The 22,844-nt window shown below is 66.0% G+C and carries 19 protein-coding genes; 7 read left to right on the forward strand and 12 right to left on the reverse strand.

Going from position 1 to position 22,844, the window contains the following annotated elements:
- Both L979_RS01555 and L979_RS01560 read right to left on the reverse strand, forming a co-directional pair.
- The coding region (locus tag L979_RS01555; protein ID WP_156125290.1) for a UvrD-helicase domain-containing protein at positions 1-263 on the reverse strand (263 nt) is incomplete at its 3' end.
- Positions 264-322: 59 nt separating this feature from the next.
- Positions 323-3,847: an ATP-dependent DNA helicase gene (locus L979_RS01560; protein WP_052209321.1), complete on the reverse strand. Its 3,525-nt coding sequence runs from the start codon at positions 3,845-3,847 to the stop codon at positions 323-325.
- Between the two features lie 128 nt (positions 3,848-3,975).
- On the opposite strand from L979_RS01560, the gene L979_RS01565 reads away from it, so the two are divergent.
- Entirely contained in the window at positions 3,976-4,839 is an 864-nt protein-coding gene (locus L979_RS01565) for a 3'-5' exonuclease (protein ID WP_081993555.1), read from the forward strand.
- Positions 4,840-4,932: 93 nt separating this feature from the next.
- Complete coding sequence (locus tag L979_RS01570) at positions 4,933-5,118, forward strand: CsbD family protein (RefSeq protein ID WP_047688397.1); 186 nt, start codon at positions 4,933-4,935, stop codon at positions 5,116-5,118.
- Between the two features lie 72 nt (positions 5,119-5,190).
- On the opposite strand, the gene hemL is transcribed toward L979_RS01570, so the two are convergent.
- The 8 genes from hemL to hemE form a co-directional block, all read right to left on the reverse strand.
- Positions 5,191-6,507: a glutamate-1-semialdehyde 2,1-aminomutase gene (gene hemL, locus L979_RS01575; protein ID WP_047688399.1), complete on the reverse strand. Its 1,317-nt coding sequence runs from the start codon at positions 6,505-6,507 to the stop codon at positions 5,191-5,193.
- 85 nt (positions 6,508-6,592) lie between these two features.
- Positions 6,593-7,603 carry a porphobilinogen synthase gene (gene hemB, locus L979_RS01580; RefSeq protein ID WP_047688402.1) on the reverse strand — a complete coding sequence of 337 codons (1,011 nt, stop codon included), beginning with the start codon at positions 7,601-7,603 and terminating at the stop codon, positions 6,593-6,595.
- Positions 7,600-8,625 (reverse strand): uroporphyrinogen-III synthase, encoded by a 1,026-nt coding sequence (locus tag L979_RS14255; RefSeq protein WP_052209322.1) that lies wholly within the window; start codon positions 8,623-8,625, stop codon positions 7,600-7,602. Before L979_RS14255 ends, hemB begins: the two co-directional genes overlap by 4 nt.
- Complete coding sequence (hemC, locus tag L979_RS01590) at positions 8,546-9,610, reverse strand: hydroxymethylbilane synthase (RefSeq protein WP_197052042.1); 1,065 nt, start codon at positions 9,608-9,610, stop codon at positions 8,546-8,548. The genes L979_RS14255 and hemC overlap by 80 nt, the downstream gene beginning before the upstream one ends.
- Complete coding sequence (locus L979_RS01595; RefSeq protein ID WP_052209330.1) at positions 9,610-10,866, reverse strand: ferrochelatase; 1,257 nt, start codon at positions 10,864-10,866, stop codon at positions 9,610-9,612. The genes hemC and L979_RS01595 overlap by 1 nt, the downstream gene beginning before the upstream one ends.
- Before the next feature lie 92 nt (positions 10,867-10,958).
- Positions 10,959-11,690 (reverse strand): hydrogen peroxide-dependent heme synthase, encoded by a 732-nt coding sequence (hemQ, locus tag L979_RS01600; protein ID WP_047688405.1) that lies wholly within the window; start codon positions 11,688-11,690, stop codon positions 10,959-10,961.
- Positions 11,691-11,806: 116 nt separating this feature from the next.
- Positions 11,807-13,297 (reverse strand): protoporphyrinogen oxidase, encoded by a 1,491-nt coding sequence (hemG, locus tag L979_RS01605; RefSeq protein ID WP_052209323.1) that lies wholly within the window; start codon positions 13,295-13,297, stop codon positions 11,807-11,809.
- Between the two features lie 106 nt (positions 13,298-13,403).
- Positions 13,404-14,555, reverse strand: coding sequence for a uroporphyrinogen decarboxylase (hemE, locus tag L979_RS01610; protein WP_369792954.1), 1,152 nt, complete (start codon positions 14,553-14,555; stop codon positions 13,404-13,406).
- Positions 14,556-14,734: 179 nt separating this feature from the next.
- Between hemE and L979_RS01615 the strand changes: the two genes are divergently transcribed.
- The 4 genes from L979_RS01615 (at position 14,735) to L979_RS01630 (ending at position 19,108) form a co-directional block, all read left to right on the forward strand.
- Positions 14,735-16,078, forward strand: coding sequence for a glutamyl-tRNA reductase (locus L979_RS01615; RefSeq protein ID WP_081993562.1), 1,344 nt, complete (start codon positions 14,735-14,737; stop codon positions 16,076-16,078).
- 16 nt (positions 16,079-16,094) lie between these two features.
- Positions 16,095-16,721 (forward strand): TetR/AcrR family transcriptional regulator, encoded by a 627-nt coding sequence (locus L979_RS01620; RefSeq protein ID WP_047688410.1) that lies wholly within the window; start codon positions 16,095-16,097, stop codon positions 16,719-16,721.
- Between the two features lie 54 nt (positions 16,722-16,775).
- Entirely contained in the window at positions 16,776-17,012 is a 237-nt protein-coding gene (locus L979_RS01625) for a DUF3107 domain-containing protein (protein WP_047688454.1), read from the forward strand.
- 329 nt (positions 17,013-17,341) lie between these two features.
- Positions 17,342-19,108 carry a DEAD/DEAH box helicase gene (locus L979_RS01630; RefSeq protein ID WP_081993564.1) on the forward strand — a complete coding sequence of 589 codons (1,767 nt, stop codon included), beginning with the start codon at positions 17,342-17,344 and terminating at the stop codon, positions 19,106-19,108.
- A gap of 80 nt (positions 19,109-19,188) precedes the next feature.
- On the opposite strand, the gene L979_RS01635 is transcribed toward L979_RS01630, so the two are convergent.
- Positions 19,189-20,040, reverse strand: coding sequence for a PHP domain-containing protein (locus L979_RS01635; RefSeq protein ID WP_047688414.1), 852 nt, complete (start codon positions 20,038-20,040; stop codon positions 19,189-19,191).
- Between the two features lie 216 nt (positions 20,041-20,256).
- Here L979_RS01635 and L979_RS01640 point away from each other — a divergent pair, with 216 nt between their 5' ends.
- Positions 20,257-21,822, forward strand: coding sequence for an aminopeptidase P family protein (locus tag L979_RS01640; protein WP_047688417.1), 1,566 nt, complete (start codon positions 20,257-20,259; stop codon positions 21,820-21,822).
- Between the two features lie 101 nt (positions 21,823-21,923).
- Here L979_RS01640 and L979_RS01645 read toward each other — a convergent pair whose 3' ends face one another.
- Positions 21,924-22,823 (reverse strand): general stress protein, encoded by a 900-nt coding sequence (locus tag L979_RS01645; RefSeq protein ID WP_047688457.1) that lies wholly within the window; start codon positions 22,821-22,823, stop codon positions 21,924-21,926.
- Positions 22,824-22,844 lie beyond the last annotated feature (21 nt).

Raw genomic sequence — 22,844 nt, forward strand, 5'->3', positions numbered from 1 at the left:
AACTCACCTGCAGCCTTGCGTGTAAAGGTCACGCCCAATACCTGTTCCGGGCGGACGATGCCGTTGGCCACCAACCACACCACGCGGTCCACCATGGTGGCAGTCTTGCCTGACCCTGCCCCGGCCACCACCAGCTTGGGAGCCAGAGGAGCTGCAATGACCTCAGCTTGTTGAGCGGTGGGCTGGTTGCCACCCAGTGCTTGGGCCAACTCCTGTGGAGAGAAGCGCGGATCAACCCCGCCGTAAGGGTGGTCAGAGGGCATGGTGGTCTCCTGTGTCTGCCCGGAATCCTGGTCTTTGAACGGTGCGCCAGATGCGGCTGTCATGAGGTCACCTGCCGTCCTGCACTGCACAGCGGGCACACTCCCGGCAACCTGCATCTGAGCCCGTGAGATCCGGAATTCTCCGCCGTGTGCCGTGCCACGAACTGGTGGCCCGCCACCAGCTGCGCGGCCGCTGAGATCAATTCCTTGGCCCAGGTTTCATCCGCCGGCATGGGGTCCTGGGCACGAACCGCCACTTTCACGGCCTTGGTGCCCAACTGGACCAGGGCGGCACCACCGGGGACAGCGGTGCCCGGCCGTGCGACGTCGATCTCCAAGTGTGGATCCTCCGGCACTGAAGTCTGCGCGTTGGCGTCGGCATGGTTGCCCGCGGCGGGCCGCGTACCCCCCGCCTGCTCAGCTCCAGCCTGTTCAGTGGCTGCTTGTTCAGCCATGGCCTGCCCTGCACCGGCGGCCAACGCCACCTGGTAGGCACCCAGTTGAGGATGCTCTTGCACCGCAGCGCCCGTGACATCGCCCTTGCCGGTCTTCAGGTCCACCACCACGTAGCGTCCCTGATCATCAACCTCCAACCGGTCCACACGCCCACGCAACAAGGCGTCGCGAGCGCCGCCGGTGATCAGAACGCTGAACGATCCTTCGACGGCCACCAACTCGCGGCCAAAGTCCTTGCGAGCGGCAATGGCGTACTGCGCAAACTTGCGAAGCATGGTCTGGGCAGTCTGTTTGAGTTTCTCCGACTCCCAGTTCTGCGCCAAGCCGAGCTCCGGCCAGCGGCGCTCCAGTTCTTGGATCAATTCAGAGCTGGGGGCATCCGGTGTTGCTTCCGCAATGGCATGCACCAGGGTTCCCAGACTCCGTGCCGTGTCCGTGGCGGCCTCCGCCCGGGCCACAGAGACCCACCAGTCCAACGGCGAACGGTGGATGGTCTCCACCCTGGACGGAGAGACCGGCACGGGCTGGTCAGGATCCAGCACGGGATCCTGAGTTGAAAGTTCCAACAAGCCCCACCAGTCCTCCGGATCCGCACCAGCCACGGGAGTTCCAGCACGCATGAAGTGATGCAGGATCCGCGCCGCAGCCTCAGCGTGCACCGCTTCAGCCCCACCCTGGTCAAAAACACGGTGACTGTCAGAGTCATGCGCAGTGTTGCCCTCCGCCCCGCTCTGCGCAACCGCCCGCAGCTGGGCGGTGAGTGCACGCAGGGTGAGGGGCCTGGGTGCTGTCAGCACGGGGCGCGTCTGCTCGGCGGCCTCCGGGTGGAATCGGTGGTCCCAGGGGTCGATCAGGCTCAGGAATTCAGAGGGTTCGTTGTCCTGGTCAGCCACGGCCGTGACCACCAGGCACTCGGCAGCACGCGAGACGGCCGTGGAGAAACTGCGCAGTTCATCGTGCCGGACCAGGTTCAACCGCGTGACGGGCGAGGTGTGGCGGGCCACCTCCACTCCGAGTTCAGCAGCATCTCCCAGAAGATCCGCTCCCAGCAGGGCTCCGCGCAACGCGGTGTTGGGCCACTGCCCCTCCTGCACCCCCGCCACGTAGACCACGGGCCACTGGCGACCCGCTGCCGTGGCTGGAGTCATGATCTCCACAGAGGCCAACGACGGCGTCCGGGCCGCCAGGGTGTCCATGGGCAGTTCCTGCAATTCCAGGAAGTCCAAGAATTCGCCGGCACCAGCACCGGGCAGGTGGTCAACAAAGCGCTCGGCCATCTCGAACAAGCCCACCACGGCGTCCAGGTCGCGGTCGGCACGACGTCCGGACTCTCCTCCGGCCAGGGCGTCCTTTTGCCAGGTGGAGGCCACACCGGCTGCTTCCCACAGGGCCCACAACACCGTTTCCGCGGTGGCATTGGGGTTCTCCAGTGCATCCTTACCGGACTGGAGCATTCGCGCCACGCGCTTGGCCGGGGTGGAACGCACCTGGGCCACGTCCAAAGCACCCGGCTTGGTCAAGGCCTCCACCAGCAAGCGATCAGAGTTGCGTCCGCCACCGTCCCGTATTTCTGCATACCGCAGACGTTGGCGCAGCCTACGGATGTCCATGGCTGTGGCAGCCCCGATCCGGGAGGTCAGCAATTCCACGGCTTGGGCAGCCTCCAAGACGTCCCGGCCAATGTCCTCCTGAGCGGTTTCCCCAGCGCGCTCCTGGGCCACCACCAGCCGTAAGGCAGCCAACAATGGCTTGACGGCGGGCTCGTCCCGTACCGGGGTTTCCGCCGCAGAGGTGGTCACCGGGATGCCCAGGGATTCCAGGTGGCGCTGGAGCCCACGCAACGCCGCGCTGTTGCGCACCACCACGGCCATGTGGTCCAGGCCCACCCCGCCCAGCAGGTGACGGCGCAGAATGTCAGCACCGATCCATCGCGCCTCATGGGTGCTCGATGCCAACACTGCAGCCTGTACTGCACACCCATCCTCTTCAGGTTCCGGGCGGGCGGCCCGCAGGTTGTGCGCCGTCACCGCCGGGATGCGCTGTGCCACCCGGTGCCAGGCTTCTTGAACAGCAGAGTTCATGCGGTGGCTGCGTTCCAGCACCACGGGGGTCATGGGTTCACCGTGGTGCCCGAGTTCACGGACGGCATCACGCAACGCATCCGGCCTGGCACCACGGAATCCTTGAACCACCGTGTCCGGGCACGCCGTGGTCACCACGTCCTGCCCGGCGCACAGTACCCGCAGGAGGCGATGAATGGAGGCAGTGGCCTCCTGCAGGTCATCCACGATCACCAGCTGGAGCCGTTGTTGTTCTTCCGCCAAGAACTCAGGATTGGTCTCCAGGACCCGGGCGGCCTCCGTGACCAGTGCTGCGGGGTCAAAGGCCTCAGGCATCCGCAATCGACGAACCGCCTGGTACTCCTCCCGGAATCCGGCTGCCACGGCCCATTCGGGACGCTGCAGCTCGCGGGCCAGCTGCCGCAGGCGCTGTGGTGAGATGTCATGTTCTGACAGACGATCGAACAACTCCCGCATCTCACCCCGGAAACCGCGGGTGCCGACGGCCTCCCCCAGGTTGGGCGGCCAGACGACGGCGGCCCCAGCACCTTGCGCGTGACCTTCCATGAGTTCGCGGATCAAGACGTCTTGTTCCGGGCCGGAGAGCAACTTGGGTGGGTTCTCCACCCCTGGTAGCAGTCCGCGGACATGGGCGCGACGCAGGACGTCAAAGGCATACGCCTGCCACGCACGGACCGGAGGAGTGGACATGGTGGCACCGGCAGCGGTGGCCAGCGCGTCCCGGAGGCGGGCAGCTGAGGCACGGCTGGGCGTGAGGACCAACAAGTTTTCCGAGGACATCCCAGCCCTCAACCGCTGGATCGCCAATGACAACACCGCGGTGGTCCGTCCTGTGCCGGGTCCACCCCACACCATGACCGGCCCACATCCCGCGGGCAGATCAGCGATTCGGCGCTGACCTGGGTCCAGGTCCTCCAGGCCCGGCACAGTGTGGACTGCCAGGTCCGCGGTGCCGAGTGCATGCTTGTGATCCCCCGGGCTGTGCAGCATCCGAGAAAGTTCACGGGATCCATGGTCCCCGGCACCATCACGCCCGAAATCGATCATGGATCCATCTCACCACGTGGCACGGACAACACAAGGATTCCGGTCTGCTGGACCACCCCGTGACCGGATGTGGAGCCCATCTCCGTACCGCTCACAACGGTGTCCGAGTCCGGACGTACCGTAATGACATGCCGCATCAGGAACCTGCCGCGCCGTCCACCCGCCAGTCGGAAGGGACCCATCAGCCCACGCTGTTCGACCCACCGGGTGAGACCGGAGGGCAGGTTGATCTCCCAAGGGCCGGTGTTGACCCACGGGATGTTGTTGGCCCCATCGATTGGGCCACCATCGCCTCCGATCCCGCCGTGGCGTGGACAGAGCAGCCCGTGGCCACATTCGACTTGGAAACCACCGGGCGGGAAGCAACCACCTGCCGGATTGTGACCGCATCCGTGCTCTTGGTGGATCCAACAGGTCAGGTGTTGCACGAATGGGAATGGCTGGCGGACCCGGGTGTGGAGATCCCGGAAGGGGCTGCTGCCATTCACGGCATCACCACAGAGCACGCACGCACCCACGGGGCCCCGGCAGCAGCGGTGGTGGCCGAGACGGTGGAACTGATGGACGCCTTGTTTGAGCATTCCATTCCCGTTCTGGCCTTCAACGCCGCCTATGACTTCACCGTCCTGGAAGCTGAGGCGCGCAGGCACGGACTGAACTGTCCCACGGCCCAGCCGGTCATCGACCCGTACGTACTGCACAAGCAGGTCCGACGCCGTTGGCGTGGCAAGCGTACTCTGGTGGCGTTGTGTGAGGCCTACCAGGTGAGACTTGAATCCGCGCACACCTCCGCAGCGGATGCGCTGGCGGCTGTTCACCTGGCCCAGTTGTTGGCCCGCGAGAACCCAGAATTGTCCGTACCGGCCCAGGTCTTGCACCAGAGCCAGATCGGCTGGGCGCAGGAGCAGGCCGCCAGTTTCCAGGAGTACCTGCGCCAGAAGAAGAACGACCCCACCGTGGTCATCCACGGGGACTGGCCGCTGCGCCGGTGACCACCTGCCACTCCTGGCGAACAGTCAGGTACTTGACCCCTCAATCAGGGTACTGTTGGCAAGGTCACTGTTGATCACACACAGGAGGAACACATGGGACTCGGCGACAAGATCAAGAACAAGGCTGAAGAGATCTCCGGCAAGGGCAAGGAAACGGTCGGAGACGCCACGGACAACGAGCAGCTTCAGGCTGAAGGCGTTGGCGACCAGGCTTCGTCCAAGACCAAGCAGGCCGGCGAGAACGTCAAGGACGCCGCCAAGAACATCACTGGTCAGTGATCAGCTGATTCTTCTGTGAACAGTTGGGGCCCCACCAATCGGTGGGGCCCCAACTGCGTTCGGTTCAGGTTCTCAGTTCTGCGGTGTGGCTTGAGCTGCAGCGCGTGCAGCCGGCGGCAGTGCCTGGAAGATGCGCTCCATGGCGGAGTCATCATGGGCTGCGGAGACAAACCACGCTTCAAAAACCGAGGGTGGCAGGTGCACACCCTGCTCCAGCATGGAGTGGAAGAATGGTGCCCAGCGGAAGACCTCCTGGGCCTTGGCATCTGCGTAGTTGCGCACCGCACCCTGCGATGTCCCGAAGGTCACGGAGAACAACGACCCTGCGTTCTGCACGGAGTGATCCACGCCTTCGGCATGCAGTGCTTCAGAGACTGCCGTCCGCAGCTGTTCGGAACGTCGGTTGACCGTGCGGTAGCAGTCATCGTCGGCCAGCTGCAGCGTGGCCAGACCGGCGGCCATGGCCACCGGGTTACCGGAGAGGGTGCCCGCCTGGTAGACGGGCCCCGTGGGAGCCAGCTGCTCCATGAGCTCGCGCCGGCCGGCCACCGCTGCTGCCGGAAGGCCGCCACCAATCACCTTGCCAAAGGTGAACAGGTCTGGCGCCCAATCCCCTTCCTGGGGCGAGGACAGGCCCCAGTACCCGGCAGCGTGAACCCGGAATCCGGTCATGACCTCGTCAAAGATCATCAGGGCACCATGTTCGCTGGTGATCTGGCGCAGACCGGCGTTGAACCCGGGATCCGGCGGAACCACGCCCATGTTGGCGGGCACTGCCTCCGTGATCACCGCGGCGATCTTGCCCGGATGAGCCTCAAAAGCTGCTCGCACGGCGTCGAGGTCGTTGTAAGGCAGCACCAGAGTCTCAGCTGCGGTGGCTTCCGTGACGCCCGCCGACCCCGGCAGGGAGAGTGTGGCCACTCCTGAACCGGCCTCGGAGAGCAGGGAATCCACGTGTCCGTGGTAACAACCAGCGAACTTGATCACCAGGTCGCGTCCGGTGGCACCGCGGGCCAACCGGATGGCGGTCATGGTGGCCTCGGTTCCGGTGGAGACCATGCGGATCTCCTCGATGGCCCCGATCCGATCCACCACCAGTTCGGCCAGTTCGGTCTCGGCCCGGGTGGAGGTGCCAAACCCCAAACCTTTTTCCACCGCGGCGTGAACGGCTTCCAAGACCACCGGATGGGCGTGGCCCACCAGGGCGGGTCCCCAGGATCCCAGCAGGTCCACGTACTCGCGGCCGTCCACATCTTGCAGGTAGGGGCCGCGGGCAGCAGTGATGTAGGCGGGGGTTCCCCCCACGGAGTTGAAGGCGCGCACGGGTGAGTTGACCCCACCGGGCATCACGCGGCGAGCGCGTTCAAAGAGTTCTTGGGAGACGGTCACGGGATCGTCCTCTTTCGTCGTCGTGGTCCGGGGTGAAAACCGGATCCGGGGTTGCAGCCGCCCAGGGTGTTCACGGGGCGGGAAGTCAGTTGTCCTGGTGCCACCAGCGAGCGAAGTCGGCGGCAAAGTAGGTCAGCACGGTGTCCGCTCCCGCTCGGCGGATGGAGAGGATCGATTCTTCAACGGCCGCCCGGCGATCAATCCAGCCGTTGGCCGCTGCAGCTTGAATCATGGAGTACTCACCGGAGATCTGGTAGGCGGAGACCGGAACCGGGGAGAGATCAGCCACCTCCCGCACCATGTCCAGGTAGGACATGGCGGGTTTGACCATCACCATGTCCGCGCCTTCAGCCAGGTCCAGTTGCAGTTCCCGCAGGGCCTCGCGGCGATTGGCGGGATCCATCTGGTAGGTCTTGCGGTCCCCGGTCAGGGTGGAGTCCACGGCCTCCCGGAACGGACCGTAAAAGGCGGAGGCGTACTTCACGGAGTAGGCCAGCACGGAAACATCGGTGTGTCCGGCCTCATCCAGGGCCTGACGGATCACTCCCACCTGCCCGTCCATCATGCCGGAGGGGCCCAGGACGTGTGCGCCGGCCTGGGCTTGCGCCACGGCTGCCTGGGCGTAGAGATCCAGTGTGGCGTCGTTGTCCACCCGCCCCTGGGCGTCCAGTACGCCGCAGTGGCCATGGTCGGTGAATTCGTCCAGGCACAGATCCGCCATGACCAGGATGTCATCGCCAACCTCCGCGCGAACTTCATTGAGGGCCCGGTTGAGGATCCCGTCCTGTGCCAGGATTCCGGAGCCGGTGGCGTCCAAGGTAGTGGGCACGCCAAAGATCATGACACCGCCCAGACCGAGCTCCACTGCCTCTTGGGCAGCCTCCTTGAGCGATTCCATGGAGTGCTGCACCACCCCGGGCATGGAGGTGATGGGCCGCGGTTGCCGTGCACCTTCCCGCACGAACACGGGCAGGATCAACTGACTGGGATGCACCCGGGTTTCCCGGACATGCGAGCGCATGACGGGCGTGGTGCGCAGCCGCCGCGGGCGGTACGGAAGGTTGCGGGGGTGGGTGATCTCTCCACCGGGGTTCATGCTCGGTTCTCCTTGACAGCGTGTTCCAGTGCATCCAGCAATCCGGCCGTATCCGGCACGGTGGCCGCAACGGCCTTCAGCCCCAGTTCCTGGGCCGCGTTCAGGGTGGGCTCCCCCATCACCGCGCAGGCCATGGGCTCCACGGTAACCGCGGGGGCTGGGGGTTTGCCGTCAGTGGATGCAAACAGTGCCCACAACAACGACGGCGCCGTGGCCACCACCGCATCCACCGTCCCCCGGGCCAGTTCCTCCCGGGCACGATGTGGGTCCCACACGGCCACGGAACCAGTGCTGGTCACCTCCGTGAGAGGGCTGGCCGCCGGGAAGTCCACCATGCGGTAGGCTACGGCCGTCTCCACCCTCCAGCCTTTTGCCTCAAGCCCGTCACGCAAGGTGGCGCGTGCCCAGGCTGATTGGGGCAAGTACACCACAGCCGGGCCGGTGGCCGTTGGCTGGTTGACCTCCGCCGCATGGGGCCACACGTTCACCAACCCTGCGGCCGAAGACTGTTCGGGGGGTGGGACCAGATGCACCGGCAACCCGGCATTGCGTGCGGCCCGTGCGGTAGCCGCACCCACGGCGGCAATCTGAAGACCTCCGGCAACGGCTTGCGCCAGGTGCTCCCCCAGGTCAAGAGCCTGGTCATGGCGGGAGGAGTCGGGACTGCCGCCATCGGCACCTTCAACAACCGCCTGCAGGGCACGCACGGTGTTGACGGAGGTGAACACCAACCATTCCCGTGCATCGGCGTCGGCCACCGTCCGCACCAGCTGGCTGAGGTCACGGGCTTCCTGTCCGGCCACCGCTGCAGCCTGGTGCATGGGTGCCAGCACCGGCTCTGCCCCACGGTCACGCAGACCGGCCACCAGGTCACCGGCACGCTCCGGTGTGCGAGTCACCAGAACACGTAACCCACTGAGCACCGTGTCACCGCGGGGCACGTCAGCGCAGTCCAGCCAGTTCGGCAGCGCCGTCAGCCAGCAGCCCGTCACCCACTCGGCGTCCCAGTTCCCGGGCTGCATCCACGGAGAGCTCATCCGAGGCCTCGGTACGGCGCATCAGACGTGTTCCGTCCGGTGAGGCCACCGCAACCTGCAACACCAGCAGACCGTCCTCCACGGTGGCCAAGGTGCCCACCGGCGCCGCACAGCCGGCTTCCAGCCGCGCCAGCAAGGCACGTTCGGCGCTGACGGCCCAACGGGATTCCACGTGATTGACGCGACTCAGGGCCGCAACCAGTGCTGCATCCAGCTCCGCCTGCCCTGGGCGTTGGGGTGTTCGGACGTGCTCCGGGACGTCTCCGTAGGCGCCCAAGGCCTGGGCTGCCAACTCGGCATCGGCATGCAGCACCTCCGCCCGCACCTCCAGGGCCAGAGCGCCTTGCCCCGGAGCCGGCAGCATGACGGAGGGATCCAGGTGCTGGCTGATGTGGCCCTCAAGACCCAGACGCCGCAGGCCGGAGCTGGCCAACACCACCGCGTCCAAGTCACCGGGGCCGGAGGAATCCAGGCCCGCGACCCTGGCCAGACGGGTGGGCACGTTGCCGCGAATGTCCACCACGGTCACGTCCGGGCGGGCAGCCAACAGTTGGGCGACCCGCCTGGGTGAGCCTGTGCCGACGGTGGCACCCTCCGGGAGGTCTTCCAGCCTCAGACCGTCCCGAGCGCACAGCGCGTCCCGGGGGTCCTCACGCACTGGGACGGCCCCGATGGCCAGTCCCGGATGGGGTGCTGTGGGCAAATCCTTGAGGGAGTGCACGGCCAGATCCACCCGGCCATCCACCAGGGCGTGCCGCAGAGCAGCTGCAAAAACCCCGGTACCACCCAAAGCTGCCAAGGAGCCGGTGGCAACATCACCTTCCGTGCGGATGATCTCCAACTCATAGGCGGGCCCACCGGCTGCCACCAGGGCATCCGCGGCGTGCCCGGTCGGTGTGGTGGCAAGGGCGGAGCCACGGGTTCCGATCCGCAGAGTTGCAGGCCCCGTCACGGCAGGATCTTCCGGCATCACGCCTGAACCACTGCGGCGACGTCGTCAAGGCCCACCGGCAAGGGTTCTGCCGGGGTGCGCTGCGAAATCGTGGGGCGCGGTTCAGTGGCCCCACGCAGCACCTTGACGCAGCATTCAGCGGCACAGGTGTCAAACCAGGTGCCCTCCGCACACGCCGAAACGCGCGGCGGGGCGTCACGGCCCACCATCCGCTGTTCCAGCAGATCCACCAGAGCAGACACGAACGCGGGGTGAGTCCCCGGGGTGGCCGTGCGGATGAAAGCCAGGCCCTGCTCGCCGGCAGTTTCGGCGGCCTCGGTGTCCAGGTCCCAGATGACTTCCATGTGATCGGAGACAAAACCGATGGGCACCACAATCACCCCCGTGGCGCCGTCTTCAGCAGCCTTCTCAATGGCGTCGTTGACGTCCGGCTCCAGCCACGGAACCTTGGGCGAACCGGAGCGGGACTGGAAAACCAATTCCCATTCCGGGGTTTCACCGGTGGCCCCACCAATCCGGTTCATGATCTCCCGGGAAGCGGCCAGCAACTGGTGGACGTAGGCGGAGCCGCCCACAAACTGATCCCGCATCTGCTCCGGTCCGGAGGCCAGACCGTCCACGTCCGGCACCGAGTGGGCAGCAAACAGGATGCGCACCGGGCCGTCCTGGAACGCCTCCTGTTCGATGATCTGAGTCAATGCAGTCTGAAGTCCCTCCACAAAGGGAATCAGGAAGCCCTGGGAGTCGTAGTACTGGCGGATTTTGCGCACGGTCATCTGATCCACCAGCCCGGTCTCCTCCAGGGCCACCCCGTAGTCCTCGCGGTACTGGCGGCAGGAGGAGTACCCGGAGAACGCGGAGGTGGCCAACACCAGCACACGGTCCTTGCCGTCCTGGTGCAGCTGACGCAGAACATCGGCCACGTAGGGGTCCCAGTTTCGGTTGGCCCACAGAATGGGCGTCTGGATCCCGCGGGCACGCATTTCCGTTTCCAGGGCTTCCCGCAGCGCACGGTTCTGGGCGTTGATCGGAGAGACCCCACCATTGGCACGGTAGTGGGTGGCCACTTCCTCCAGACGCTCGTCCGGGATGCCGCGTCCGCGGGTGACGTTGCGCAGGAACGGGATCACGTCATCCTGGCCCTCTGGACCACCAAAGCTGGAGAGCACCACGGCATCCCAGTCGGCGGGTGCATCGGCACGCGCCTGGCTCAGGGCTGCCGAGGACTCGTGATCACGTCCCGCAGCGGCACCGGCTCCACCGTCCGCTGCAATCCGCTCCAGTTCGGCACCCGTGGGAACCACCACGGCGGAGGGTGCCAGAGTTTCCTCCGGCTTGGCATCGTTGCCCGTGGATTCGTTGTGGCTCACTGAAGGACCTCCAGAAGTTCGGTGGTGTTCACGCGACGGCCCGTGTAGAACGGGATCTCCTCACGCACGTACAGGCGGGCCTCCGTGTTTCGGAAGTGGCGCATGATGTCCACCAGATCCACCAGTTCGGGGGCTTCCAGTCCCAGAAGCCACTCGTAGTCGTTGAGGCCAAAGCAGGCGATGGTGTTGGGCTGGACCTGCGGGTAATCGCGGCCCTTCATGCCGTGGCTGCGCAGGATATGGGACCGGCGTTCGGCATCCATGTAGTACCAGTCGTAGGAACGCACGAACGGGTAGACGCACAGCCAGGCCCCCGGTTCGGTGCCTCGAGCGTAGGACGGCAGGTGGTTGTTGGTGAACTCCGCATCACGGTGCACACCCATGGAGGACCACACCTGGTGGGTTCCACTCATCATGGCGGTGCGGCGGATCTTGCGCAGTGCCGCTTGCAGCGCCTGGGGGTCCTCACCGTGCAGCCACACCATCACGTCAGCATCATTGCGCTGCCCGGAGACGTCGTAGGTGCCGCGCACGGTCACACCCTGGGCCTGGAGTTCGGCCACCAGGGAGTCATATTCCTGCACGGCAGCCGCTTCCTGGGAGGCCTCCAGCGCCACACGGTTGGTGTCACGGGCGTAGACGGACCACACCGCCCAGTACAGGGTTTCCTGCCCCTGGTTCTGACCAGTTTCCTCGGCTGCCTGGCTGCTGTGTGCGTGCTCGCTCACGGTTTTCCACTTCCTCGTCATCTGCGATGGTGAGCCGACGGTGCGGGCTGCATACCCGCAGGCGGCTCGGTGATGGTGTGTTCAGTTTTTGCTCGGGCTGCTTGCTGCTTACCGCCTCAGTCCGGAGCCGGGTGCACTCCCCTGCTGGCCAGTAGCGCTGCAACCTGCGCCCTGGTGTCAGCAACGACGGCGGCCAGGCCCGTCCCAGCCAACCACGCCCCCACGGCAATGGCGTTGGGCAGGCGCGAAACTCCCTCCCGGACCTTGATCACACGTTCCGGGTGTCCGGCCGACGGGCGGCTGAGGGCCTGTTCCCACCGGACTACGTCCGCATCCACCAGGTCTTGGGGCTCGATCGGTACGCCCAACAACCGGGAGGCATCCCGTAGAGCCAGTCTGACCAGCTGGTCATCGGAAAGCTCCAGTTCCGGCGCCGGTTGGGCATCGGTTCCACCACCGCGTCCGTAGGACAACCGGACCACGTGGCGCCCTTCTGGCAGCGCATCACGGACCCATTCCCACTTGGCGCTGGCATGGGTCATGGCCTTGGCCCGGACATCCGTCACGGCCGGTGAGACCAGGATCCCGGTGCCACGCGGAGCGGAATCCAACGCAGGGCAGTCAACCACCAGGGTTGCCAGGGCAACCCGGGGGCTGGGGTCAGGTTGCAGGTGGGAGAACTCGGGGTCGGCGCCGGAGAGCAGACGAATGGCGCTGGTGCCATCAGCTGCCATGACCAGCAGCTCACCGCGGGCAATCGCGGTCTTGTCACCGGCCTCGGGTTGACGCTGCACCACCATCCAGCCATCCCGGCGCGGGTCCCGGTCCAGTGCCAGGACGTCGTATCCGGCCACCAGCTTGACTCCACGCCGGGTCAGGTCGCGGACCAGTGCTTCAGCCAGAACGTTCATGCCACCGCGCAGGCTGGCAACGTTCTGCCCTGCCGGGGTTGCCGCGCGCAGGGAGGCGGCAGCAGCCACCAGTGAGCCCTTCTCCCGCAAGGCTTGCTTGAGTCCCGGGGCCACCGCGTCCACATCCAGATCATCCGGGTGCAGGGAATGGACACCCAGGGTGAAGGGGGCCACCAATTTGTCCACGACGGCGGAGCCCATCCTGGCGCGCACCAGCTCACCCACGGTGGTGGCCTGGGACCCGATCCGAGCGGGACGCTTCAGATCTTGTTTGGCCCGCCACCAGCCCAGGCGGCCCAGGGTCTGACGCAGTGCGTCACTGCTCAGGTCTCCCGGAATGCCCAGCACACCGGAGCGCTCACCGGGCCGGGCGCCGTCGGGAAGGTATACCCAGGATCCAGCTTGATTCGGGGTGCACACACGATCCGTCAAACCGAGTTCATCAATCAGAGCCGCAACGTCCGGAGTGCGGGTGGCAAAGGACTCGGCACCGGAATCGAACACCGATTCAGCCACCATGTGCGAACCCACAGCACCGCCGAACTGCGGGCGGGACTCCACCAAGCTGACCCGCAGACCGGCCTTGGCCAGATCCCGTGCCGCCACCAGTCCGGCAATGCCACCACCCACCACCAACGCGCTGCGAGGCTTGCGCGGGAGGAACACGGACGCACTCCGATCCGAGCTGGTGGTCACCGCTGGGCTCCTTTCAGATGTAGGCCGGACGGTTCAGATGTAGGCCTGACGGTCATGGGATTCAGGTGCTGAGGACTGCACGTGGTTCAGGCAGCCGCAACCATGCTCAACCGGTTGTCCCCGCGGGGTTCTGGTGGATGTACTCCACCAGGTCAGTGAGCACATCGGGGTCCGTGTGCGGCGGAACTCCGTGCCCCAGGTTCACCACGTGGCCCGGGGCCAGGGCGCCACCGCGCAGCACCTCGTCCACGTGCCGGTACAGCACCGAACGCGGCGCAGGCAGCAGTGCCGGATCAATGTTGCCCTGCACCACGGTGCGCCCACCCAGGCGCCGATTGGCTTCCTGCAACGGGATGCGGTGATCCACACCCACGGCCTCGGCACCAGCATCACGCATGGCCCCCAGCAGTTCACCGGTTCCGGTGCCGAAGTGGATACGCGGCACGGGAGTGTCCGCAACAGCTGACAGCGCGGTGGCGGAATGACCCACCACGTGGTCCAGGTAGTCGGACACGGACAGGGACCCCGCCCAGGAGTCAAAGAGCTGCACGGCGGAGGCACCGGCCATCACCTGTGCCCGCAAGAACGCACCGGAGGCTCGCGCGGCCCAGTCGGCCAGGGCCTCCCAGGTGTCCGGATCCGCGTGCATCATGGTGCGCGGCAGCAGGTGGTCACGGGACGGGCCGCCCTCCACCATGTATGCGGCCACTGTGAACGGGGCACCGGCAAAACCGATCAGCGGGGTGCTGCCCAGTTCAGCAACGGTCAAGGCCACGGCTTCACGGATGGGTTCCAGAGCGGCGTCGTCGATCTCCGGCAGAGCGGCAACATCTGCAGCCGTTCGGACCGGAGTGTCAAGGACAGGACCCTTGCCGGGCACGATCTCCACGCCCACCCCGGCCAACCGCAGGGGCACCACGATGTCCGAGAAGAAGATCCCGGCATCCACGTTGTGGCGGCGCACCGGTTGAAGGGTGATCTCCGCAGCCAGATCGGGTGTCAGGCAGGCATCCAGCATGGCGTTGCCTTCCCGGGCTGCACGGTACTCCGGCAGCGAGCGCCCCGCCTGGCGCATGAACCACACGGGCCGCCGCGACGGCTTCCGAGCAGTCAAGGCCTGCAGCAACGGCGCGTCAACGGTGCCTCCGGCGCGCAGAGGATGCTGCTGGGGAAGATTGTGGAATCCGCGGCGGAAACCTGCGGGAGCGGAGTCATCGGTCACGTCACTGTGACCGGAAGTTGAGGGTGCAGTAGTCATCACTGCCATTGTGCCAAGCACCGTCCGGGACTTTGGTGACGCCTCGTCATTGGGCAGGCGTATCACTCGTGCGGCCTGCACCACCGCAGCACCGGCACTACGCCGGCGCGTGCGCGGCCACGTGGTGCGCCACACTGCTGAGGCACAGACAGCGGTCTGCGCGTTACGATGCTTGCACTGTGGTGCTCTTTTCACTGGTGGCCTCACACCGCGATGTTGACCTGACAACCGTTGCCCGCCTGGCAGACGGTGCAAGAGGTCTGCCCTCTGACCTGGTGGGAACCGGCGTGCTCAACGGCGCCGTGGCCCTGTCCACCTGCAACCGGCTGGAGCTCTACGGGGAGATCAACACCCCCACCCAGGATGCTGCGGCCCTGAGAGAAACGCGCGCCGAGCTGGTGGGTCTGCTGGCCGAACGGGCCGGATTCGATCCCCAGGACGTGGCCCATGGAGTGCAACTGCTGACCGAGGACGACGCCGCACGTCACCTGTTCACCGTGGTCTCCGGCCTGGAATCGGCAGTGGTGGGTGAACGTGAGATCACCGGCCAGGTGCGGCGAGCCCTGACCGAGGCCCAGCGTGACGGCACCGCCAGCGGTGAGCTGGTCAGGCTGTTCGAGGCCGCCGCCCACACTGCCCGCGAGGTGGGAACCCACACCAGTTTGGGTGAACGGGGCCGCTCCATCGTGTCCGTGGCCCTGGATCTTGCCGACGACGTCACCGACGGACAGTGGCCGGGCCGACGCGCCCTGGTGTTCGGAACCGGAGCCTATGCGGGCGCCACCATGGCCGCGCTGCGTGACCGGGGCTGTGCGGACATTGAGGTCTATTCGGCCTCCGGGCGCGCGGAACAGTTCACCGCCAACCGCGGTGGCACCCCCGTGGCATCCGATGACCTGGAAGACGCCCTGAACCGGTGCGACGTCGTGATCGGATGTTCCGGTGGAGCAGAACCCATGCCGGCCCAGGACATGCCGACCAATGCCCTGACCGTGGTGGACCTGGCTCTGTCCCGGGACTTCGATCCTTCCGTGGCAGACCTTCCCCACGTGGAGCTGATCACGCTGGAATCCGTGAAGTTGGCTGCACCGGAGGAAACCGGGGAGTCCGTGACGGCTGCCCAGCGCATCGTGGACCAGGCCGCTGACCGGTTCAAGAACCAGCGCACGGGCAGGGACATGAGCTCTGCCATCGTGGCCTTGCGCAAACACACCATGGGTGTCCTGGAGCAGGAGCTGGATAAGATCCGCCAGCAGCACGGATGCACCGGGGCCCATGAGGAAATCGAGTTCGCCATGCGCCGCATGGTCAAGTCCCTTTTGCACCAACCCACCGTGCGCGCACGGGAAATGGCTGCCGAGGGCCGTGCCGAGGACTACCTGATGGGCCTGGAGGCCCTGTTCGGCATAGAAGTTCCAGCGGCCCAGGCGCCCGCCCAAGAATCCGGCGCGAATGCTGCCGTGAGCGGCCAACACACCACCTCCGAGCCGCGCCTGCCCTCCGCACCGCGCGCCGCCGGCTGAAGCGGCAGGAGTTCCCATGCCAACATCACGGTCCGCCCGGCCCCTGAGATCAACCCGCCTGCCCCGCGAGCAACGCAGGGAGCAACTACTGGGCGTTGCCCTGGAGATCTTTTCCCGCCACGGCTACCACAAAGCCTCCATGGATGACATCGCAGAGTCTGCAGGCGTCTCCAAACCCGTTCTGTACCAGCACTTCCCGGGCAAACGGGAGCTGTACCTGGCGCTGGTGGATGACAACTTGGATCAGCTGGCAGCCCGCCTGCTGACCGCCCTGCAGTCCAGCACCGTCAACCGCACGCGTGTTGAGTCCATGCTCAACGTCTACTTCGACTTTGTGGCGGACTCCCCGCAGGCCTACCGCTTGATCTTCCACACGGACCAGTTGGCCGACACGGAGATCCGCGAACGCTTTGAGAACTTCCACATGGGCGTGGCAGAAGCCATCGGTTCCGTGCTGGGACCCAATGCCGGAATCAGTCAGGCCCACGCCGTCATGCTGGCCCGCTCTCTGACGGCCATGGCGGAAGCCGGTGCCTACTACTGGGCACACAACCCGTCCGTGGGCGACCGTGAGCAGGCCCAACGCCAGGTGTTCCGTTTAGCCTGGGGCGGAATCAGCATCATCGACGAAGACTGGCAATGACACCTTCCTAGGATGGGGGAACTGAACCCCATCACCAGAGCCGCAGGAGGCACCGTGGAGATCAAGATCGGCATCCAGAACGTGGGACGTGAAGTTGTTGTGGACTCCCCGTTGAGCGCCCAGGAAGCCCAAGAACTGGTCAGTGCCGCTCTGGCGGACGGTTCCGTGCTGACCCTCACGGACACCAAGGAGCACACCACCATAATTCCCTCTACAGGGATTGCTTACGTGGAAATCGGCAGCGAATCGCGCCGCAAGGTCGGTTTCATGCCAGGTGTTTCCAACAACTGATGTGGTGATGGAAAAAGTGCAGATCCGTTTCTCGGATCTGCACTTTTTTCGTGTTCGGCTCCAACATCTCGGCCTGCAGCGCCGGTCACGGTAGAGTTGGCCCGTAGTCGGATGACCGGTCGTAGACACCCAACACGTCTTCAGCTTTTCGGTTGGCGCCCTAGGCGAAGCCTGCACACCGCGATCGGCTTCCCCCAAGCGCGTGTCCGCACCACAGACGTGGTTGCCGCACGGCACATGGTGCGGCGTCGTCAAAAAACCCACGATGCATCAGCCGCCCCACGCCGCTGCCCCCGCGCCCGATCAACGTAAGAGGACCCCGAAAACCTGTGACTGAGACCAATTCCACCCCCGAATCCGTTGAGGCGATTGCCGAATCCTCCGTGGAGGCCACCCCCGAGACCGTTGAGGCCGCACCCAAGTCGTTCGCGGACTTCGGCGTGCGCCAGGACATCGTGGACGCCTTGGCAGCGGAGGGCATCACCTCCCCCTTCCCCATCCAGGCCATGACCCTGCCCGTGGCGTTGACCGGCCAGGACATCATCGGCCAGGCCAAGACCGGCACCGGCAAGACCCTGGGCTTCGGCATTCCCGTGATCCAGCGTGTGGTGGGCCGCGACGACGACGGCTGGGGCAAACTCGCCCACGCCGGTGCACCCCAGGCGTTGATCATTGTCCCCACCCGTGAGTTGGCCGTTCAGGTGGGCTCGGATCTGGCCACGGCGGCCAAGACCCGCAACGCCCGCGTGTTAACCATTTACGGTGGCCGCGCCTACGAGCCCCAGATCGAGGCCCTGGAAAAGGGCGCGGAAATCATTGTGGGCACACCTGGCCGTCTGATCGACCTCAATCGCCAGCACCACCTGGATCTCTCCCAGGTCAAGGCCGTGGTCCTGGACGAGGCCGATGAAATGCTGGACCTGGGTTTCCTGCCGGATGTGGAGAAGATCCTCTCCTCTGTGCCCAAGGTCCGCCACACCATGCTGTTCTCCGCCACCATGCCCGGCCCCGTGGTGGCCATGGCCCGCCGCTACATGTCCAAGCCCATGCACATCCGTGCTGCAGCCCCGGATGAAGGCACCACCAAGGCGGACATCCGCCAGGTGATCTACCGGACCCACCACCTGGACAAGGACGAGGTGGTCTCCCGCATTCTGCAGGCCGAGGGCCGCGGCAAGACCATCATCTTCACCCGCACCAAGCGCACCGCAGCCAAGGTGGCAGATGAGCTGACCAACCGCGGGTTCGCAGCCGCTCCCCTGCACGGTGACCTGGGTCAGGGTGCCCGTGAGCAGGCGCTGCGCGCTTTCCGCAACAACAAGGTTGACGTGCTGGTGGCAACGGATGTGGCCGCGCGCGGCATCGACGTCGACGACGTCACCCACGTGATCAACTACCAGTGCCCGGAGGACGAAAAGACCTTCCTGCACCGCACTGGTCGCACCGGGCGTGCGGGGAACAAGGGCACCGCCGTCACGTTCGTGGACTGGGACGACGTCCCGCGCTGGCGCCTGATCGACAAAGCCCTGGAGCTCGGTGTCCAGGAGCCGCAGGAAACCTACTCCTCCTCCGCCCACCTCTACACGGACCTGAACATCCCGGAAGGCACCAAGGGCCGCCTGCCCAAGGACAAGCGCACCCACGCCGGGCTCGGCGCGGAGAAACTCGAAGACCTGGGTGGCCCTGACAAGTCCGGACGCCAGCCCTCCGGTCGCAGTGATGCCGGTCAGGGCCGTAACCGACGTGGTGGCTCCGGTTCCGAGCGTGACAGTGAGGATTCACGCGGAGGTTCGGGACGCAATCGGCGCCGCTCGAACAACCGTGGCGGCCAAGGGCGTAGTGGTGAAGGCCGTCGTGGTGAAGGCCGTCGCGATCAGGACGGACGCCGGGGTGACTCCAACGGTAGCAACCAGGCCCAGCGTGACGGTCGCCCGCATGACCACGAACGCAAGACCGAGAACCGTGAGGCAACCTCGGCTTCCGCCGCTGAGAACTCCACCACCGCCCCGCGTGACCGGTCAGCGGAAGGTGCAGCACGGCGTCGTCGTCGGCGCCGTAGGACCACCAACGGTGAGGTGCAGTCCCAGGAGGGCTGACCCTCCCCGCTGAGCAGTGTTTTGTGCCGCCCATCAGGCCTGATGGGCGGCACGAGTCACATCTGGGCCAGGAGTTGGCGTCATGCCCACAGGACGGGCGTGACCCCACTGGATTCCGCCTCGATCCGGCGCAGCGACTGCACAGAGGTCAAGTTCTCCCCCAACCGATTGGGCTTGCCGGCCCCATGATAGTCGGAGGACCCGGTGACAATCAGATTGTGCTGTGCGGCCATCTCGGAAAGTTGAGCGCGGGCAGCATCCGGGTTGTCCCGGTGGGCGATCTCCAGCCCACCCAACCTGGCCGCAATCATGGTGTCAAAAACCTCCTGCCCCACCACCCGGCCGCGCAGAGAGGCCAGGGGATGCGCCATGACCGGGACGCCGCCCGCTTCCCGAACCAGACGAACGGCCGTGACCGGGTCCGGCGCGTAGTGGCGCACGTAGTACACGGAACGTGGGTGCAGAACGGTGTCGAATGCCTCCGTGCGGTCCGCCACCACACCGGCTGAGACCAAGGCGTCTGCCAGGTGAGGGCGTCCCACCGTGGCTCCGTCAGCAACGTGGCGTTGGACCATCTCCCAGGTGATGGGGTAATCGTTGCCGATCAACTCGGCCATGCGCTGCGCGCGCGTCAGGCGGGAGTTCCTGGCCCTCTCCATCACCTGATTGAGTCCCTCATGATGAGGATCGTGGAGGTAGGACAGCAGGTGAACGGAGATCCCGTGTTCCGTCTGACAGGAAACCTCCGTGCCACGCACCAGACTCACCCCCAGGCGGGCGGCTGCCTGCGCGGCTTCAGCCCATCCGGCGGTGGTGTCATGATCCGTCAGCGCCACCACGTCCAAACCGGCCTGTGCCGCCGACCCCATGACTTCAGCCGGGGGCTGTGTGCCATCAGAAACGGTGGAATGGGTGTGGAGGTCGATCTTCATGCAACCATCCTGGCACGGCTGCCGGCCTGCACTCCTGGATCCCCGCTTGCGCCCCTGGATTCCCGCTTCAACTGGTGGCTCCCAGCGTCAATTGGTGGCTCCGCGCAGAACTCAGGCACGCACCAGGACGTGGCACGATTGAGCTCGGGGCTCAAGCCCATGACCCGCAGGGTTGCTGCCCCTCATGCTTTGCACCTTCCACCCGAACGGAGCCACATGACCACCCAGCAGGATTCCGCCACCCCCGCCCAGCAGTCCGCACCCACCGCGGAGCAGTCCATGGCCCAGCGCGGTGACAACCGGACCCGCTCCCCGGACTCCGAGGCCTTCAAAACGTTTATGGCCTCCCAGTGGGCGCCGGTGCCGGATGCGGACCTGCCGCGGGAGGCAGTTGCTGATTTCGCAGCGCAGCGCCGCCGCCGGGTTTCGGAGAAGTTCGCGGGTGAGCGCATTGTGGTCACGGCCGGTGCACCCAAGGTCCGCTCCAATGACACCGACTACCGTTTCCGCCCCCACTCCGCCTTCGCCCACCTGACCGGGTTGGGCGTGGACCACGAGCCCAACGCGGTGCTGGTGATGGAGCCGGTGGAGACCGGCACGGGTGACGACGACGCCAACCACACCGCCACGCTCTACTTCCATCCCATGGCCGGGCATGACACCCAGGAGTTCTACGCAGACACCCGCAACGGCCAGTTCTGGGTGGGAGATCGGCCCTCCTTGCGGGAGATCAGCAGCGCCTACGGCATCAAGACGGCGGATCTGAGCGGGTTGGAGGCTGCGGTCTCCAAGAACGTGGGCGACCCCGCCGGTGGTGGAATGCGCATCCGCGTGATCAAGGGGCAGGACGCGGCCGTGGACCAGATGGTGGATGCCGCCCGCTTGGCAGCTGGGGTTGACCTGGCTGCCGAAGATGCTGTGGATTCGGCGTTGCTGGAGGCTCTCTCCGAACTGCGCCTGGTCAAGGACTCCCATGAGATCGACCAACTGCGGGAATCCGTGAACATGACCATTCGCGGTTTCGCAGACGTGGTGCGGGCCCTGCCGGTGGCCACGCAGAAGCCGCGCGGAGAACGTGTGGTGGAGGGTGCTTTCTTTGCCCGGGCCAGGGCCGAAGGCAACGATCTGGGTTACGACACCATTGCGGCCTCGGGCAACAACGCCACCGTGCTGCACTGGACCCGCAACACCGGTGTGGTCCGGGACGGGGATCTGATCCTGGTGGACGCCGGAGTGGAGGCCGAATCCCTCTACACGGCTGACGTCACCCGGACCCTGCCGGTCAACGGCCGCTACACCCCGGTGCAACGCAAGGTCTATCAAGCGGTGTTGGATGCTGCCGATGCCGCATTCACCGTGGCCGTGCCAGGCAACCGGTTCCGGGACGTGCACGATGCCGCCATGGAGGTCCTGGCCGCCCGCCTGGAAGAGTGGGGGTTGCTGCCGGTCTCAGCTGAGGCGTCGCTGTCCGTGGAGGGCCAGCACCACCGTCGCTGGATGCCGCACGGCACCAGTCATCACCTGGGTCTGGACGTCCACGACTGCGCCCAAGCCCGCCGTGAGATGTACCAGGACGCCGTGATCGAACCCGGCATGGTGTTCACCATTGAACCGGGTCTCTACTTCAAGGAAGAAGACCTCTCCGTACCGGCCGAGTACCGCGGCATCGGTGTGCGGATCGAGGACGACGTCCTGGTCACCGCCGACGGCAACCACAACCTCTCCGCTGCCCTCCCGCGTGATCCGGACCAGGTGGAATCCTGGATGGCCCGGCAGCACTGAGTCGGGTTCCCCGGCACAGTGCTGCTGGGGCCTGCTCAGGATTGTTGGTGGGCCCGCTCAACGTTGTTGCTAGGCCTGCTCGGGGTTGTTGCTGGGACTGCTCAGGACTGTTGCCGGGACTGCCCAGCGTCCCCAGGGGTTTCCTGCGGATCCACGCGCACCCCGTAGCGGGGGCGACCATCCGGCAGGTCCTTCTCACCAGGTGCGGGAGCCCGGCGGGTCGGCTGCTGGGACGCGGCCTGACCCGGGGCACCGTGAGTCCCCGACGCCGGTTGGCCGCCATTCCAGGGCGCGTGACCCGTGGCAGTTCCACCCGAAGCGTTGGAACCTGCGGCACTGGAACCTGCGGCACTGGAACCTGCGGCACTGGAACCCGAAGCGCTCGAGCCCGTGCCTTGACCCGTGCCTTGGCGTTGACCCTGACTCACGGGTCCTGACTGCGGGCCTGCCGGCTGAACAGGCTGCTGCGGCTGGGGTTGCTGGTGCGGGGCGCCCCATCCCCCGGGCTGCAATCCGGTCAGGTTGAGTCCCTGGACGGCCTGGCGTGCCGACTGCGCAAGGTCACCACGAACCACGACGTCGTAACGGGCGGCCACGAACGTGGAGACCGAAGTGAAGTCGCGGCGTCCCCGTTGGGCGGCAAAGCTGATCACGCCCAGGATGACCCAGAACGCGGCCCCCAGCAGCACGGTGAGCAGAACCGAGACTCCCCAGCCGCTGCCTCCGAACATGGCCAAAATCACGCCGAAGAACAGACCGAACATGGCGCCCTGCGCTGCGGAGAGCATGGCCACGCGTGGATAGGACAACCGGCCCGTCACCCGCTCCACGGAACGCAGGTCATGACCCACGATCGAGACCGCCTGCACGTCAAAGTGCTGGTCAGAGAGGTGATCCACCACCTTCTGGGCATCGGCGTAGCGGGAGAACGTGCCAATGGCCTGGCCTTCGGGCAGACCGGTGGGAGCCAGGGACGAGGGACGCTGACCAAAAAAGCTCATGCCGTCATGATCACCCGGTTC

This window comes from Kocuria sp. ZOR0020 (assembly GCF_000800955.1).
In the GTDB taxonomy this organism is placed as follows: Bacteria; Actinomycetota; Actinomycetes; order Actinomycetales; family Micrococcaceae; genus Kocuria; species Kocuria subflava.